Here is a 16,844-nt window from a genome sequence, read left to right on the forward strand (position 1 = left end):
GCGCGCAGCGCGGGAAGGTGGGGCGGGCAGAAGAGCAGCCGAGCGTGGGCTCGGCTCTACAGGTACGTGCCCCCAACCATCGGCCGTTGCCCCATCCGGCCCCAGCGGCTATGGTCCCGGGCTGTTCTGTCGTACCGGATTGCCTCATGTCACCACGCAAAGCCCTTCCCACCGCCCTGGCCCTGGGCCTGACCCTCGCCGCCGGTGCTCACGCCGACGAAGGCATGTGGATGCCGACCCAGCTGCCGGAACTGGCCAAGTCGCTGCAGGCCGCAGGCTTCAAGGGCAATCCGGCCGACCTGGCCAACGTCACTGCGCCGCCGCTGAGCGCGGTGGTGCGTGCCGGTGGCGGCACCGGTTCGTTCGTGTCCGCCGACGGCCTGCTGCTGACCAACCACCACGTGGCGATGGGCGTGATCCAGTACAACAGCTCGCCCGAGCACGACCTGATCAACGGTGGCTTCATCGCCAAGGACCGTGCCGACGAGCGTCCGGCCAACCCGGACTTCCGCGTGCTGGTCACCGTCGGCTTCGACAAGGTGACCGACCAGGTGCTGGCGCAGGCGCGTGGCAAGACCGGTCGCGCCTATTTCGATGCGGTGGATGCGGCCAGCAAGCAGATCGTGGCCGAGTGCGAGAAGGACGGCAGCGTGCGCTGCTCGGTTGCCAACATGTACTACGGCACCGATTTCTATCGCATCGCCCAGCTGGAACTGAGCGACGTGCGCCTGGTGTACGCGCCGCCGCGCGCGATCGGCAACTACGGCGACGAGATCGACAACTTCATGTGGCCGCGCCACACCGGCGACTTCACCCTGCTGCGCGCCTATGTCGGCAAGGACGGCAAGCCGGCCGCCTACAGCAAGGACAACGTGCCCTACCAGGCACCGGCGCACCTGCAGATGTCGGTGGAAGGCCCGAAGGAAGGCGATTACGCGATGCTGGCCGGCTACCCGGGCATCACCTATCGCCACCGCACCGCGGCCGAATTCGCCGGCCAGATCGATGCCGTGCTGCCGCGCCGCGTGTCGGTGTTCCAGCAGATGATCGACACCATCGAGGCCGCCACCGCCAAGGACGCGCAGGCGCGTACCCGCTATGCCTCGCAGCTGCAGTCGCTGAAGAACAACCGCAAGCGCGCCGCTGGCGAACTGGAAGGCCTGCTGCGCAGCGACGCCAAGGCCCAGCGTGCCGCCGACGAGACCGCGATGCTGGCCGCGACCGACCGCAAGTACCAGGGCGACATCAAGGCGTTGCTGGCCAACCTGTCGCAGGGCGCGGCGGTGGGCGAGCGTGACCTGCTGCTGGACCAGATCGCCGCGCAGAGCCAGCTGCTGCGCTCTGCGCTGCTGCTGGAGCGCCTGCGCATCGAATCGGCCAAGCCTGACGCGCAGCGCGAGAGCGGTTACCAGCAGCGCGACCAGGCGATGATCGAAGGCGTGCTCAAGCAGGTCCAGCGCCGCTACGCGCCGGAGGTCGAGAAGGCCCTGCTGACCACCCTGCTGACCCGCTACCAGCAGCTGCCGGACGCGCAGCGCGTGGCCGAGTTCGACGCGGCCTTCGGCCGCACCCCGCAGCAGCTGGCCACGGCGCTGGACACCCTGTACGCCGGAACCCAGCTGGGCGATGAGGCGCAGCGCCTGTCGCGCTTTGCCGCCGCACGCGAAGGCAAGGCCCTGGCCGCCGATCCGCTGATCGCCGTGGCCGGCCCGCTGGTGGCCGCGCAGCTGCGCATCGAAAACGAGAGCAAGACCCGCGAAGGCGAGCAGCTGCGCCTGCGCCCGGCGTACATGCAGGCGCTGTTCGCCTGGCGTGCCAAGCAGGGCCGCGCCGTGTACCCGGATGCCAACCGCACCCTGCGCATCAGTTACGGCAGGGTCGAGGCACTGCACCCGCGCGATGGCGTGACCTACTCGCCGGTGACCACCGTGGCCGGCATCGTCGAGAAGAACACCAACGCCTATCCGTTCGACGCACCCAAGCCGCTGCTGGCCGCGATCGCCAAGGGTGACTTCGGCAGCACCGCCGACCCGGCGCTGAAGACCCAGACGGTCAACTTCCTGACCAACCTGGACACCACCGGCGGCAACTCCGGCTCGCCGGTGCTCAACGCCAAGGGCGAACTGATCGGCCTGAACTTCGACAGCAACTGGGAATCGGTCAGCGCCAGCTGGTGGTTCGACCCGCGCTACAAGCGCGCCGTGCACGTGGACATGCGCTACCTGCGCTGGCTGCTGGCCAAGGTCTACCCGGCACCCGAGCTGCTGAAGGAAATGGGCGTGCCGGCCCAGTAAACCGGTACCTGGCAGGCGCCCACCGCTTCCTGGTGGGTGCCCATTGATTCCCGGTAGGTGCCCACTGTCAGTGGGCACGGATGTCCCCGTCACGACCAACGGTCGTGACCCACCAGACGGACCAACGGTCGTGACCCACCGCCATGACCTACCCGCACGACCAGCGGTCGTGATCTACTGACCCCTGTCCTGACGGAAACGCGCGCGTGGTCTCCAGCTGGATCCTGCTGCTGGTCTCGGTTGCCTATGCTGCGCTGCTGTTCGGCGTGGCGTGGTGGGGCGACCGTCGGCCGATGTATCCCGACCGGCCGTGGCTGCGGCCGGTGGTCTACAGCCTGGCACTGGCCGTGTACTGCTCGTCGTGGACCTTCTACGGCGCGGTCGGCACCGCTGTGCGCAATGGCGTGGGCTATCTGCCGATCTACATCGGCCCGTTGCTGCTGCTGCTGTTCGGCTGGCGCATCATCGAGCGCCTGGCGCTGATCGCGCGCAGCCAGAACGTGGTCTCCATTGCTGATTTCATCTCCTCGCGCTTCGGCCGCTCGCGGCGGCTGGCGGCGCTGGTGGCGATCATCGCGCTGATCGGCATCATTCCGTACCTGGCCCTGCAGTACAAAGCGGTGGCGATGAGCCTGCAGGTCCTGACCGGCAACACCGGCCCGACCGGCTTCTTCACCGATCCCGCGCTGTACGTGGCGCTGCTGATGGCGTTGTTCGCCACCCTGTTCGGTACCCGCCAGGTCGATGCCACCGAGCACCACCACGGCATGATGCTGGCGATCGCCTTCGAATCGGTGATCAAGCTGCTGGCGATGCTGGCCGTGGGCGTGTTCGCCTACCTCTGGCTGAGCAACCGCACCGACGCGGTGGTCGAGTCAGTGCATACGCTGTTCACCGGCCTGCCGCCGGTGGGCTTCATCTCGCAGACCCTGCTCAGTTTCCTCGCCATCATCTGCCTGCCGCGCCAGTTCCACGTGGCCGTGGTCGAGTGCGGCGATGTGCGCGACGTGCGCCGCGCGCGCTGGATGTTCGGCGGCTACCTGGTGCTGATCTCGGGCATGGTGCTGCCGATCGCCACCGCCGGCGTGACCCTGTTCGGCACCGGCGGCAGCGTCGCCGACGACTCGATGGTGCTGGCCCTGCCGCTGGCCGAGGGCCGCAACGCACTGGCGCTGATCGCGTACGTGGGCGGCTTTTCGGCGGCCACCGGCATGGTCATCGTGTCGTCCATCGCGCTGGCCACCATGGTCAGCAATGACCTGGTGATGCCGGTGCTGCTGCGTCGCAGCGGCGACCACCAGGAGGCGGCCGACGTTGCCTCGCGCGTGCTGTGGATCCGCCGCCTGGCGATCCTGCTGCTGGCGCTGATGGCCTACAGCTACTACCGCACCAGCAGCAACGACAGCACGCTGGCCTCGTACGGCCTGATGGCGTTCGCGGCGGTAGCGCAGTTCGCGCCCGGCCTGATCGGCGGCCTGTACTGGCGTGGCGCCAGCCGTCGCGGCGTCGAGATGGGCATGCTGCTCGGCTTCGCGACCTGGCTGTACACGCTGCTGCTGCCGGCGATGACCATGGCCGGCTGGGTTGATGCCGCCTGGGTGCAGCACGGTCCGTTCGGCATCGAGTGGCTGCGTCCGCAGCAGCTGTTCGGCATGACCGGCTGGGATCCGCTGACCCACGGCACGTTCTGGTCGCTGCTGGTCAACGCGGCGACGATGATGCTGGTGTCCGCGCGCTGGCGCCCCGGTGTGGACGAGCGGCTGCGCGCCGCGCCGTTCCTCGACCCCTACGCCGAGCGCCCGTCGGTGGCCGGCGGCTGGCCCGGCCACGTGCATGTGGGCGACCTGCTGGCACTGGCCTCGCGCGTGGTCGGAGAGCGCCACGCGCGGCGTTCGTTTTTCGAGCAGGCACAGTCGCTGGGGCGCGAGCTTCAGTCCTCGGCGCCTGCGGACCGCCCCTGGGTACAGTTCACCGAACGGCTGCTGGCCGCCTCGATTGGTGCGGCATCGGCGCGCCTGCTGCTCACCAGCCTGCTGCGTGGCTCGGGCATGGACCTGGGTGAAGTGGTGGCGGTACTGGACGAAGCCGGGCAGGAACTGCGCTTCAACCGCGAGATCCTGTCGACCACGCTGGAGAACATCAGCGCCGGGGTCAGCGTGGTCGATCCGGACATGCGCCTGACCGCGTGGAACCGCCGCTACCAGGACATGTTCGGTTACCCCGACGGCATGCTCTACGTGGGCCGCCCGGTGGCCGACCTGATCCGATACAACGCCGAGCGCGGCGAGCTGGGCGAGGGCGATATCGAAGTACAGATCAACCGCCGCATCGGCTACATGCGCGCCGGTTCGCCGCACGTGTTCGAGCGCACCCGCAGCGACGGCAAGGTGATCGAGATGCGCGGCCAGGCGCTGCCCGGCGGCGGCTACGTGACCAGCTACAACGACATCACCGACTACAAGCACGCCGAAAAGGCGCTGCTTGAAGCCAACGAGACGCTGGAACAGCGCGTGGCCGAGCGCTCGCATGAGGCCGAGGTCGCACAGCAGTCGAAGACGCGCTTCCTGGCGGCGATCAGCCACGACGTGCTGCAGCCGCTGAACGCCGCGCGCCTGTTCGCTTCGGCGTTGCGTGACAGCGACCACGTGAGCGATGAGCAGAAGCACCTGGCCGAACGCGTGGATGCGTCCCTGCGCGCGGCCGAAGAACTGCTGGATGGCCTGCTGGACGTGTCGCGGCTGGATGCCGGTGGCCTGCACCCGGTGATCGGCGAGTTCGACGTGAGTGCGTTGATGCGCGAACTGGCGGCGCAGTACACGCCGGTCGCCGCCGGTCGTGGCCTGCGCCTGGACCTGTTCGCGCGCCCGGCGTGGGTGCGCAGTGATCGCCGCCTGCTGCGCCGCGTGCTGCAGAATTTCCTGGCCAACGCGTTGCGCTACACCCGCCAGGGGCGCATCGTGCTGGCGGTGCGCCAGCGTGGCGACGAAGTGGAGCTGCAGGTATGGGATACCGGCCCGGGCATTCCCGAACACCATATGCGGCAGATCTTCGACGAGTTCCACCGCTACCAGCAGCCGTTCGACTGGGGAGAGCAGGGTCTGGGCCTGGGCCTGTCGATATGCCAGCGTATCTCGCGCCTGCTCGATCATCGGTTGAACGCACGCAGCCGGGTCGGCAAGGGTTCGATGTTCTCGATCATCCTGCCACGGGTTGCGCCCTTGCCCGGCTACACCGAGCCTGCCAAGGCGACCCAGGCCGTGGCCACACCGGTGCGCAGCGATTCGCTGGCGGGCCTACGGGTGCTGTGCGTGGACAACGACGAGGAAATCCTCGACGGCATGCGCGCGCTGCTCGGCCGCTGGCAGGTGCAGGTGATCACTGCCGCCACCGTCGACCAGGCGCTGGAGAAGATCGCCGAGCGCCCGCAGGTGATGCTGGTGGACTACCACCTGCACGACCGCATGGATGGCCTGGATGCGCTGGTGGCACTTCGCGAGGCTGCGGGCTACCCGTTGCCCGGCGCGCTGCTGACCGCCGATGGTCGCGACGAGTTGAAGCGGATGGCGCGCGAACGCGGCTACCGCGTGCTGACCAAGCCGATCAAGCCGGCCTCGCTGCGCGCCTTCCTGGGCGCGCTGCGCGATGCCGGCAATAGCGACGCCTGATTGGCAACTGTAGAGCCGAGCCTATGCTCGGCTTCCGCGCGCTGCACGGCGCCGATATAGCCATCGCTATACAAACCAGCCCTGCCTGCGCGTTTCGCTGGAAATGCGCCACGCGCGAATCGCGATGCTAAGCTTCGCGTCCCCTTGGGGAGTAGCCGGATTCCTTCGCAGGAATCGTCCACGTCAACATACTCGGCCAGTGCGCCGTGGCGTGGACAACCATGATGGTTGGCGAGACCAGCGGCCCGCGCGCGCAACGTCAGGTTGGGCGCGAGCGCAGGCCGTGCGTCCGTCCTAGCCCGACCTCAGCCGCTGTCCATGTCCCCCATTTCGATCCTCCTGATCGGCTTTGCCATGTCCACCGATGCCTTCGCTGCGGCGATCGGCAAGGGTGCGGCCATGCGCAAGCCGGTGTTCCGCGATGCGCTGCGCGCCGGCATCATCTTCGGTGTCATCGAGGCGATCACGCCCATCATCGGCTGGCTGCTCGGCCGTGCTGCCCTGCAGTACGTGGAAGCCTTCGACCACTGGATCGCCTTCGGCCTGCTCGGCGCGCTGGGCATCCACATGATCTACAACGGCCTGCGCCCGGACAGTGGCGAAGATGATGAAGACCCTGCGCAGCACCACGGCTTCTGGAAGCTGGCGCTGACCGGTTTCGCCACCAGCATCGACGCGATGGCCGTGGGCATCGGCCTGGCCTTCATGGACGTGCATATCGGCGTGATGGCGGCGGTCATCGGTCTGTGCACGCTGACCATGGTCACCGTCGGCATCATGCTCGGCCGCGTGCTGGGCAGCATGGTCGGCAAGCGTGCCGAGATCATCGGCGGCGTGATCCTGATGATCATCGGCGCGACGATCCTGTACGAACACCTGCACGGTGTGGGGTAAGCAGGGAAATCTGTAGAGCCGAGCCCACGCTCGGCTGCTTTGCATGGCAGCCGAGCATGGGCTCGGCTCTACATCAGGTTTTTGGCTGACAAGCATTGCGGTGTTGCACTGATGGAGATGCTGTCACGCGTGCCATAGCGTCTTCGCATGGCCAGTCCCGCACTCCGTTATGGTCGTTGGTCGCATACCGGCAATGTCTATGCCCTTACGACGGTGACGCATGCGCGTCGTCCCTGGTTCAGTGACAAGGGCAACGTCGATCTGCTGATCGAAGCGCTGCGCACAGTCGAGCAAACCGGTCGTACCTTCTCCCTGGCCTGGGTGATCATGCCGGACCACCTGCATTGGTTGATCGAGCTGCGTACGGGCACGCTGGCCGGCTGCATGCAGATCCTGAAGTCCCGGAGTGGAAGATCCATCGCCAGGCGCGTTGATGCGAGCGCGCCGATCTGGCAGCCGGGATACTACGATCATGCGCTGCGCGGCGATGAGTGCCTGCGCACGCAGGCGATGTACATCGCGGCCAATCCCGTGCGTGCTGGACTGGCCACGCGCATCGGGGAATACCCCTATGTGTGGAGTCGATGGTTGCTTGAGGAGTGATTGGTATTGAGGCAAAGAGCAGCCGAGCGTGGGCTCGGCTCTACAGGGGCATCATGACGTCTGTAGAGCCGAGCCCATGCTCGGCTCCGCAGTCCGTCACCTTCAGTCTTCTTCCGGCGGCAGTACGATGGCGTCGTCGTCGATGGCCAGCTTGCCGGCCATCAGCACGGCCTGGGTGCGGTTGGTTACGCCCAGCTTGCGCAGGATGGCGGTGACGTGGGCCTTGATCGTTGCTTCGGAGACGTTGAGGTCGTAGGCGATCTGCTTGTTCAAGCGGCCGGCGCCGAGCATCTGCAGGACGCGGAACTGCTGCGGGGTCAGCTCGCGCAGGCGCTGGCCGACTTCGCGTTCTTCGCTGCCGGTAGGCGGCACGTTGTGCGCTTCCGGCGGTGCCCAGGTCTCGCCATCGAGGATGGCGCCCAGCGCATGGCCGATGGTGTCCGAATCCGCAGACTTCGGAATGAAGCCCAGCGCACCGTGGTCGAGCGCGCGGCGCATCACCGTGGCTTCTTCGCGTGCGGACACCACCACCACCGGCAGGTGCGGGTGCAGCGAGCGCATGTGCACCAGCGCGTTGAAACCCTGCGCACCGGGCATATTGAGGTCCATCAGGACCAGGTCGGCGTCGTTGTGCTGGTCGGCCAGCGCGTACAGCGCTTCCACGCTGTCGGCCTCGAACAGCTGCACGCCGGGGATGACCCGCTGCACGGCCCCACGCAGGGCCTCGCGGAACAGCGGGTGGTCATCGGCAATCAGGAGGGTGGTCATGGGTCGAGCTTATCGATCAGGAAAAAGAGCGACGTGATGGCAGGTGCAGGACGGGTCGGACACGGCCGGGTCCCTCCTCCCGGCCACGTCCCTTGCGCGTTCTGCGCCCGCAGTCACGCCATCAGCGCACCTTGCGCTCGTCCACCAGCGAGGCCACCACCGACGGGTCGGCCAGGGTCGAGGTGTCGCCGAGCTGGTCCGGCGCGTTCTCGGCGATCTTGCGCAGGATGCGGCGCATGATCTTGCCCGAGCGGGTCTTCGGCAGGCCCGGCGCCCACTGCAGGTGGTCCGGCGTGGCGATCGGGCCGATCTCCTTGCGCACCCAGGCGATCAGTTCCTTGTGCAGTTCATCGCTCGGTGCCTCTTCGGCCACCAGGGTGACGTAGGCGTAGATGCCCTGGCCCTTGACGTCGTGCGGGAAGCCGACCACGGCCGCCTCGGCCACCTTCGGGTGCGAGACCAGCGCGCTTTCCACTTCGGCGGTGCCGATGCGGTGGCCGGACACGTTGATCACATCGTCTACGCGGCCGGTGATCCAGTAGTAGCCGTCCTCGTCGCGGCGGCAACCGTCGCCGGTGAAGTAGCTGCCCGGGTAGGTGCGGAAATACGTATCGATGAAACGCTGGTGGTCGCCGTACACCGTGCGCATCTGGCCCGGCCAGGAATCACGGATGATCAGGTTGCCCTCGGTCGGGCCGTCCTGGATCTCGCCATCGGCATTGACCAGCGCCGGCTGCACGCCGAAGAAGGGCAGGGTGGCCGACCCCGGCTTGAGGTCCATCGCGCCGGCCAGCGGCGAGATCAGGATGCCGCCGGTTTCGGTCTGCCACCAGGTATCGACGATCGGGCAGCGGCTGTCGCCGACCACTTCGTAGTACCAGCGCCAGGCTTCCGGATTGATCGGCTCGCCGACGCTGCCGAGCAGGCGCAGCGACGCGCGCGAGGTCTTCTTCACCGGCTCCTCGCCCTCGCGCATCAGTGCACGGATGGCGGTCGGGGCGGTGTAGAAGATGCTCACCTTGTGCTTGTCGATGACGTTCCAGAAGCGCGAGGTGTCCGGATAGTTCGGCACGCCTTCGAACATCAGCGAGGTCGCACCGTTGGCCAGCGGACCGTACACGATGTAGCTGTGGCCGGTAACCCAGCCGACGTCGGCGGTGCACCAGTAGATGTCGTCCTCGCGCAGGTCGAACACCGCTTCATGGGTGTAGGCCGCATACAGCAGGTAGCCGCCGGTGGTGTGCAGCACACCCTTCGGCTTGCCGGTGGAACCGGAGGTGTAGAGGATGAACAACGGGTCTTCCGCGTTCATGCGTTCCGGTTCGCAGGTGGACGGCTGGCTGTCCACCACATCGTGGAACCAGCGGTCGCGCGGGGCCTGCATGTCCACGGCACCGCCGGTGTGGCGCACCACCAGCACGGTTTCCACGGTATTGGTGCCCGGCAGCTTCAGCGCGGCATCGACGTTGGCCTTCAGCGGAATCCTGCGGCCACCGCGCAGGCCTTCGTCGGCGGTGATGATCAGCTTGCTCTGGCAGTCGCTGACACGGTCGGCGATCGAGTTCGGCGCGAAGCCACCGAACACCACCGAGTGGATCGCACCGATGCGCGCGCAGGCCAGCATGGCCACCGCGGCGTCGACGATCATCGGCAGGTAGATGGTGACCCGGTCGCCCTTCTTGACGCCGAGGTTGCGCAGCGCGTTGCCGAGGCGGCAGGTGCGCTCGTACAGCTCGCGATAGGTCACATGCTGGGCCGGTGCATCCGGGCCGTCCGGCTCGAACAGCAGGGCGGTCTTGTCGCCGCGCGTTTCCAGCTGGCGATCCAGGCAGTTCACGCTGGCATTGAGCTCGCCATCCTCGAACCACTTGATGCGGAAGTCGGACAGGTCATAGCTGACGTTCTTGATCTTCGTCGGCTTGCGCATCCATTGCAGGCGCTCGGCGGCCTTGCCCCAGAATCCATCCGGATCGGCCACCGACGCCTGGTACTGCTGTTCATAGGTCTTCTTGTCGATGCGTGCCTTCGCGGCGAACTGCGGATCGACTGGGTAGATATCAGCCATGGCACCCTCACTTGCACGTTGACTTTGTATGTGCGGTCGCAGCATTGCAACGACCGATCCCCCTCAGTTTGCCCCATCCACCCCCGGCCGCGTCACCACCCTGGTTAGACCATGGTCGAAAGTGAGCGCCTTGCAGGCCCGGGTTCGACCAATGGCGAATAGCCGCTATACATAATCGCCCCGCAGTCTCGGCTCGACCGTGCCCCACGCGCGGCATCACCTTGCCACTTGGGAGAGAGGGCAACATGAGCCACCGTACGTTGAAAGCCGTGCGCACACCTTTGGCGGCCTGCCTGCTGGTCGCCCTGGTCGCACCGGGCATGGCGTTCGCAGAGACCGCCAAAGAGAAGGCACTGGAAGCACGCGTTGCCGAACTGGAACGCCAGGTCCAGCTGCTGCTGTCTTCGCAGCAACAACAACAGACCCAGATCAGCCAGACCCAGCAGGCCGTGACCGAAGTGCGCACGGTGCAGGCCGAGCAGAAGCCGGTCGCACAGGTGCCGGCCGGCAAGCAGCCGATCCAGGTCACCACCCTCACCCCGGGCGCCGCGCCGGGCACCACGGTCAAGATCGGCGGCTTCATCAAGGCCGACTTCCTGGCCACCCAGACCAGCGATGGCCAGCTGGCCGACGACGCCACCGGCCGTTCGCTGTACCTGCCGGGCCAGACCCCGGTCGAAGGCGCTGGCGGCAGCGGCAAGCGCTCGGGCACCGATTTCAACGCCCATGCCAAGTTCTCGCGCTTCAACCTGGGCATCGACAACGTCAGCGAATCGGGCAACAAGGCCGGTGCGTTCTTCGAGATGGACTTCTTCGGCAACTCGCTGGGCAACCAGACCGCCACCAATACCTACGGTGTGACCCTGCGCCACGCCTACATGTACTGGAACAACTGGCTGGCCGGCCAGACCTGGTCCAACTTCATGGACGCGGCCGCACTGCCCGAAGCGGTCGACTTCGTCGGCCCCACCGACGGCGTGATCTTCGTGCGCCAGGCGCAGGTGCGCTACACCCAGGGCGGCTTCAGTGTCGCACTGGAAAACCCGGAAACCACCACCCTCACCGGCACCCGCAACCCGGTCACCGGTGCCTGGACCAATGCCAGCGCCAACTCCGACCGTGGCAGCCTGCCCGACCTGACCCTGCGCTATGGCTGGAAGGGCGACTGGGGCACCTTCGGTGTCGGCGGCATCGTCCGTCAGCTGAAGGTCGACAACCAGGCCACCGGCGCCAAGGCCGACAAGGTGGCGGGCGGCCTGACCCTGGGCGGCAAATGGGTGATGGGTGACAGCGATTCGCTGCACTACCAGCTGACCGGCGGCGAAGGCATCGCCCGCTACATCGGCCTGGGCATCACCGCCGACAGTGCCTATGACGTGGCCCGCGATGAGCTCAACCCGACCGGCGTGCTGGCCGGCTACGTCGGCTGGCGGCATGCGTTCTCGCCGAAGCTGCGCACCAACCTGATCTACGCGCGCAGCGACTACGACAACGACAGCATCCTCGGCCCGCTGGTGACCAAGAGCGTGCAGAGCGTCCGCGGCAACATCTTCTATTCACCGCTGCCCAAGGTCGATATCGGCGCCGAGCTGATGTATGGCCGTCGCGAAGTGGAGAACGGCAACAAGGGTGACATCACCCGGTTGCAGTTCACCACGAAGTACAGCTTCTGAGAGCGTGCCGGCCAGCGGCCGGCACCTACCGAGATGGGGTGCCGGCCAAGGTCGGCATCTACCGAATTGAGTGCCGACCAACGGTCGGCACCCACCAACAACGATTGCTTCGGAGGGGAAGCGTCCCATGTCCAGTACACCCAGCACCGCACATAAAGCGGGCACCCTGACCAAGGGCCACAAGAAGGTCATCTTCGCCTCGAGCCTCGGCACGGTCTTCGAGTGGTATGACTTCTTCCTGTACGGCTCGCTCGCGGCCATCATCGCCAAGCAGTTCTTCAGCGGCGTCAATGAAACCACGGGCATGATCTTCGCCCTGCTGGCGTTCGCCGCCGGCTTCTTCGTGCGTCCGTTCGGCGCGGCCTTCTTCGGCAGCCTCGGCGACCGCATCGGCCGCAAGTACACCTTCCTGGTCACCATCCTGATCATGGGCATCTCGACCTTCCTGGTCGGCGTGCTGCCCAACTACGCATCGATCGGTTTTGCCGCACCGGTGATCCTGATCATCCTGCGCCTGGCCCAGGGTCTGGCGATGGGCGGCGAGTACGGCGGTGCCGCCACCTACGTGGCCGAGCACGCGCCGGACGACAAGCGCGGCCTGTACACAAGCTTCATCCAGTGCACCGCCACGCTGGGCCTGTTCCTGTCGCTGCTGATCATCCTGGCCTGCCGCATGACGCTGGGCAACGAGGCCTTCGAGGCCTGGGGCTGGCGCATCCCGTTCCTGGTGTCGATCCTGCTGCTGGGCATTTCGGTATGGATCCGCCTGCAGCTGAGCGAATCGCCGCTGTTCCAGCAGATGAAGGCTGAAGGCAAGGGCTCCAAGACCCCGTTCCGCGACAGCCTGAAGGGCGGCAACCTGAAGCTGATGTTGCTGGTCCTGCTCGGTGCAGCGGCTGGCCAGGCCGTGGTCTGGTACGGCGGACAGTTCTACGCGCTGTTCTTCCTCAGCAGCATGCTGAAGGTCGATGCCACCACCTCCTACCTGCTGATCGCCGCAGCGCTGGCACTGGGCACGCCGTTCTTCATCTTCTTCGGCTGGCTGTCCGACCGCATCGGCCGCAAGAAGATCATCCTGGCCGGCTGCCTGCTGGCGGCCATCACCTACATCCCGATCTTCAAGGGCCTGACCCACTTCGCCAACCCGGCCATCGAAGAAGCCCGCAGCAGCTCGCCGGCACTGGTCGTCGCCGACCCGGCCACCTGCTCGTTCCAGTTCGATCCGGTGGGCCTGCGCAAGTTCACCAGCTCCTGCGACGTGGCCACCGCTGCGCTGACCAAGGCCGGTGTGCCGTACGACGTGCAGCCCGCCGCCGCCGGCTCGCTGGCGATGGTGAATGTGGGCAGCGCCAGCGTCACCTCGTATGAGGCCGCCGGCCTGACCAAGGAAGAAGGCAAGGCCAAGGCCGATGCGTTCGGCGCGGAACTGAAGACCGCCCTGACCTCTGCCGGCTACCCGGCCAAGGCCGATGGTGCGCGCATCAACATTGCCGGCACCATCTTCATGCTGTGGCTGCTGGTGCTGTACGTGACCATGGTCTACGGCCCGATTGCCGCCTACCTGGTCGAACTGTTCCCGACCCGCATCCGCTACACCTCGATGTCGCTGCCGTACCACATCGGCAACGGCTGGTTCGGTGGCTTCCTGCCGGCGATCTCGTTCGCGCTGGTGGCCGGTACCGGCAACCTGTACTACGGCCTGTGGTACCCGATCGCGATCGCACTGATGTCGGTGGTGATCGGCGGCCTGTTCCTGCGCGAAACCAAGAACGTGGATATCACCAAGTAACCGGTGGGGTCCATGCAGTAAAGGAAAGGCCGCGGTGCAGACCGCGGCCTTTCTGTTTGTGGGGGCCGGACCGCCTGACGGGAGGGTAGAGTCGACCGTTGGTCGACTATCGCGCACAGCGCGGGGTTCTTGGGCTTCGCACCAACGGCAGTCGACTGACATTCGACTCTACCGGCCATACAGCGCCTCTCTCTGCAAAGGCGTGACTTCAAACGTCCCTGCATCTATCAGCTTCCCGTAGTGGTCCCTGTTGCCTGGGCCTGGTGGGTCGCAGCGAAGCAGATTGTCGAGGGAACCATCGGGTGCATCCGGGGGACTCAGGCGACCTGAGGCATAGTCCTCCGCGGTGGGGTGCACCTCAGAAGGGTGCAGGTCAGGAAGGGCGGGAGATACCCAGGCTCCAACGTCATTGAACTGCCCTCCACAGAATTGCCCGGTCTGACGCGCGAACAGGCAGCCGCTTCGTGTGTCGATGAAACCGCAATACGGCCTTTCATGCAGAGAACGGCGTCCATCCGTCAAGCCAACCTCCCCAGATTCCACGTCAGTGACAAGCACATACCGACCGTCAGGGGACGTCGCCGGATCGGGGTCGTACTCGAACAGAGAGTACGACCGCTTTCCCAGTGCCATGCGGCGCACCAGCTCGCCCTGCTTCATCACCGACAGGTTCCGGTAGCGACCCTTGTCCTCGCCGTCGTATCGCAGTGTGATGTTGCTGCGAGCGTGCACCCATCTCCCGCTGCCAGACTTCGCATCCTCTGTTGAAGCCAGCGTTGCAAGCACAGTGAAGATCAAGCTCAACAAATTCATTCTCCAGGAGACCGTCATCTTGACGGGAGCATGCGATGGGCATCAGGGGCTGGTGGTGGTGACTTCCGGGCATTCACCTTCCTCCGCCAGCTGCCGCCTCGAAAACTCCTTGATGCACAACAAGCGCTGTTCACTCTCATCGCCTGCCTGCCGATTTCTCTGCGCAGCTGGTCGGCTCCCGGGCAGCGCGCAGCGCGAGCGACAACGAGGTTGCACACAGGAACAAACGGGAAGCGCACGTCATGGCGTGGAAAGTTCAGCTTCTCGTCCCAAGCTTCGAACGGAAAGAGCACATGTAACAACCCATCTGCCGCCTCATCCTTGCTTGGTCGCGTGAGGGCAACATCCGGTGCATCCCTGAGCAACGCCGCATAGGCGTCCAGGAAGCGACGGCCGTACCGATCATGCTCCGCCGGTGTGCTCGCCTGCCGCAAGGTGGTGTAGTACGGGAAGAGGCTGTCTACATCGGGTCCGTTGCAGGTCATGCCGGACGAACGTGAGCTGTCTTTGACGGGGGGCTGTAGATAGCAGGTCGTACGTTCGAGTCTCTCTGCAAGTATCTCGAGCACCCTGCCAATACTGGCACCAGGTGTGGCATCGCCCTCGAGCTCGCCGACGACGGCAGCCAGGCTGTCGCCCACCAATGGGATGTGTTCGTGCTCGGCGTTCAGGCCGATTGCCGCGACATCCATGGACTGCTCGCTGGCATCGGAAGCTCCGGCCAGGAGAAGACATCCGGTCAGAAATGCAAATACGCGTCGCATCTACGCATGTTATTGGAGGTGGGATACTACCTTCAGCGCGCTGACGTCGTGCGGCAATGAAACAAGTACGAATCTACATATCAGCCCAGTATTTGATCGTACCGGTGCGGGATGACGTATCCAGCCACACGGAAGACGGGGACTTCTAGCAAGAACTGCCAACGTCTGACGCAAATGGCCCGAACTCCCTTTGTTCATCCGTACGCCCCATAGCATGTGTGATTCATCGAATCGGATCGGGGAATGCGCAGGGTACTTCTGGCAGCGATCATCACTGTCTCAGCGTCAGCGGCTGGCGCAGAAACGCATGTAGCTGCCGACGATGCGACACGGCAGGGAAGCCTGCGAGTCGAGGAAAGATCGCCCGTGATCAAACAGCTATGCAAGACAGAGACAGTCTGGCTGTCCTGGAACAACGCCGTACCAAACGCAACACTGGTGACCTGCGATTGCAGCTGCACATCGCATGACAACTCAGGATGGCTTGTCGAGGCACAACCGGAAGACGACACCTATCGGGTACATCGAGTCTCTCTCGGCAAGGTTTTCAGTCCCACGGAGTTCCGTCGGGCTGGTGCGCGGATTCAGGACATCGTCTCGTCGCATCCGTGGTGCTCAGGCGCCAAACCGAGCATGCCGACGAATGCCGTGTTTGCGACGTTGGTGAAGCAGCCCACGGAATCGGGCGATGAGCCTTACTGCTTTACGCCCCACTTCTTCGTAGGTGATCGGAATGTCCCCCTGAAGAGGATTCCAATGTCGGGCGAACAGTTCTCCGACGCGTCCGCAGCAGGATCAGCACTGATCGCGCGGGAGGTCGAGTTCTTGCGTGATTGGCGGCTGGAGTTTGCGCCCGAGTAGCGCATTCGTTCCCTCGGACAAAGTATGAGGGCTATACATTCTGGAGTTTCAGTGATGTTTGTTTTGAAGCGCGTGGCACTGGCATTTCTTGCTGGCCCACCTCTGCTCTTGTCGGCCTACGCGGTGAATGCCAGCGCGATCTATGGCGTCAACCACACCCATTGGGCGATCAACCGATTCAGTGTCGATGGCCGTTCGGCCGTTGACAGCATTGGCCCGAATCAAGGCGGCGGTGGAGGCTGCTGTTACACGGTTCCAGATCAGTGGCGGCCAGGGGTGATGGTACGAGTCGATTGGGAAACCGGGGTAGGAGGCTCAAAAGGATTTCCTGGATTTGCAGATGAGTCGAAATACGACGCCTGGCTGCAACAAATCGAGGCACAAAAGCGTTACCACAGCAAAATCGTCACCGTCCCGGATTACACCAACCAGAATGTCTGCGGCATCACTGTACATTTCCTGCCCTGCGATGAGATTCAGGTCACCACTTCCTGTTACGCCTACGGCAGCCCCGAATACCCGATCAAGATTCCGCTTGAGTTGCCAGAACCGCAGTCTTGCCCGGCACAACCTACCGACCAGCAGAAGACGTAGTGATGGACGGGTTTGCATGAGGGGGTGAACGCATGCAAGGCGGTCGGGAGGGGGCCGAATG

At 65.2% G+C, this 16,844-nt stretch carries 11 protein-coding genes and 1 riboswitch; of the genes, 8 read left to right on the top strand and 3 right to left on the bottom strand.

What is annotated here, in order from left to right:
• Positions 1-146: 146 nt before the first annotated feature.
• The 4 genes from AC5P7R_RS12875 (at position 147) to AC5P7R_RS12890 (ending at position 7,456) form a co-directional block, all read left to right on the top strand.
• The gene (locus AC5P7R_RS12875; protein WP_188250636.1) at positions 147-2,294 is read left to right on the top strand and encodes a S46 family peptidase; all 2,148 of its coding nucleotides are present in this window, start codon (positions 147-149) and stop codon (positions 2,292-2,294) included.
• A gap of 206 nt (positions 2,295-2,500) precedes the next feature.
• Complete coding sequence (locus AC5P7R_RS12880; protein ID WP_021203539.1) at positions 2,501-5,959, top strand: hybrid sensor histidine kinase/response regulator; 3,459 nt, start codon at positions 2,501-2,503, stop codon at positions 5,957-5,959.
• 140 nt (positions 5,960-6,099) lie between these two features.
• Positions 6,100-6,189, top strand: a riboswitch (yybP-ykoY riboswitch).
• A gap of 88 nt (positions 6,190-6,277) precedes the next feature.
• Positions 6,278-6,853 carry a manganese efflux pump MntP gene (locus AC5P7R_RS12885; RefSeq protein WP_478436112.1) on the top strand — a complete coding sequence of 192 codons (576 nt, stop codon included), beginning with the start codon at positions 6,278-6,280 and terminating at the stop codon, positions 6,851-6,853.
• A gap of 147 nt (positions 6,854-7,000) precedes the next feature.
• Complete coding sequence (locus tag AC5P7R_RS12890; protein ID WP_021203537.1) at positions 7,001-7,456, top strand: REP-associated tyrosine transposase; 456 nt, start codon at positions 7,001-7,003, stop codon at positions 7,454-7,456.
• 102 nt (positions 7,457-7,558) lie between these two features.
• Here the strand turns inward: AC5P7R_RS12890 and AC5P7R_RS12895 are convergent, their stop codons facing one another.
• Positions 7,559-8,224, bottom strand: a complete 666-nt coding sequence (locus AC5P7R_RS12895; protein ID WP_111098071.1) for a response regulator transcription factor — start codon at positions 8,222-8,224, stop codon at positions 7,559-7,561.
• A 121-nt stretch (positions 8,225-8,345) separates the two neighbouring features.
• A complete protein-coding gene (gene acs, locus AC5P7R_RS12900; RefSeq protein WP_180876313.1) occupies positions 8,346-10,289 on the bottom strand; it encodes an acetate--CoA ligase in 1,944 nt (647 codons plus the stop codon).
• A 245-nt stretch (positions 10,290-10,534) separates the two neighbouring features.
• Between acs and AC5P7R_RS12905 the strand changes: the two genes are divergently transcribed.
• Entirely contained in the window at positions 10,535-11,962 is a 1,428-nt protein-coding gene (locus AC5P7R_RS12905) for a DcaP family trimeric outer membrane transporter (RefSeq protein WP_058979243.1), read from the top strand.
• A gap of 127 nt (positions 11,963-12,089) precedes the next feature.
• Entirely contained in the window at positions 12,090-13,751 is a 1,662-nt protein-coding gene (locus AC5P7R_RS12910; protein WP_005420402.1) for an MFS transporter, read from the top strand.
• 827 nt (positions 13,752-14,578) lie between these two features.
• On the opposite strand, the gene AC5P7R_RS12915 is transcribed toward AC5P7R_RS12910, so the two are convergent.
• Positions 14,579-15,256 carry a hypothetical protein gene (locus AC5P7R_RS12915; RefSeq protein ID WP_478436111.1) on the bottom strand — a complete coding sequence of 226 codons (678 nt, stop codon included), beginning with the start codon at positions 15,254-15,256 and terminating at the stop codon, positions 14,579-14,581.
• Between the two features lie 438 nt (positions 15,257-15,694).
• Between AC5P7R_RS12915 and AC5P7R_RS12920 the strand changes: the two genes are divergently transcribed.
• The gene (locus tag AC5P7R_RS12920) at positions 15,695-16,189 is read left to right on the top strand and encodes a hypothetical protein (RefSeq protein ID WP_478419053.1); all 495 of its coding nucleotides are present in this window, start codon (positions 15,695-15,697) and stop codon (positions 16,187-16,189) included.
• 54 nt (positions 16,190-16,243) lie between these two features.
• Positions 16,244-16,783, top strand: coding sequence for a Tli1a family immunity protein (gene tli1a / locus AC5P7R_RS12925; protein WP_276577078.1), 540 nt, complete (start codon positions 16,244-16,246; stop codon positions 16,781-16,783).
• The last annotated feature ends 61 nt before the right edge of the window (positions 16,784-16,844 follow it).

The organism is Stenotrophomonas sp. YJH_SMC_27, assembly GCF_059369815.1.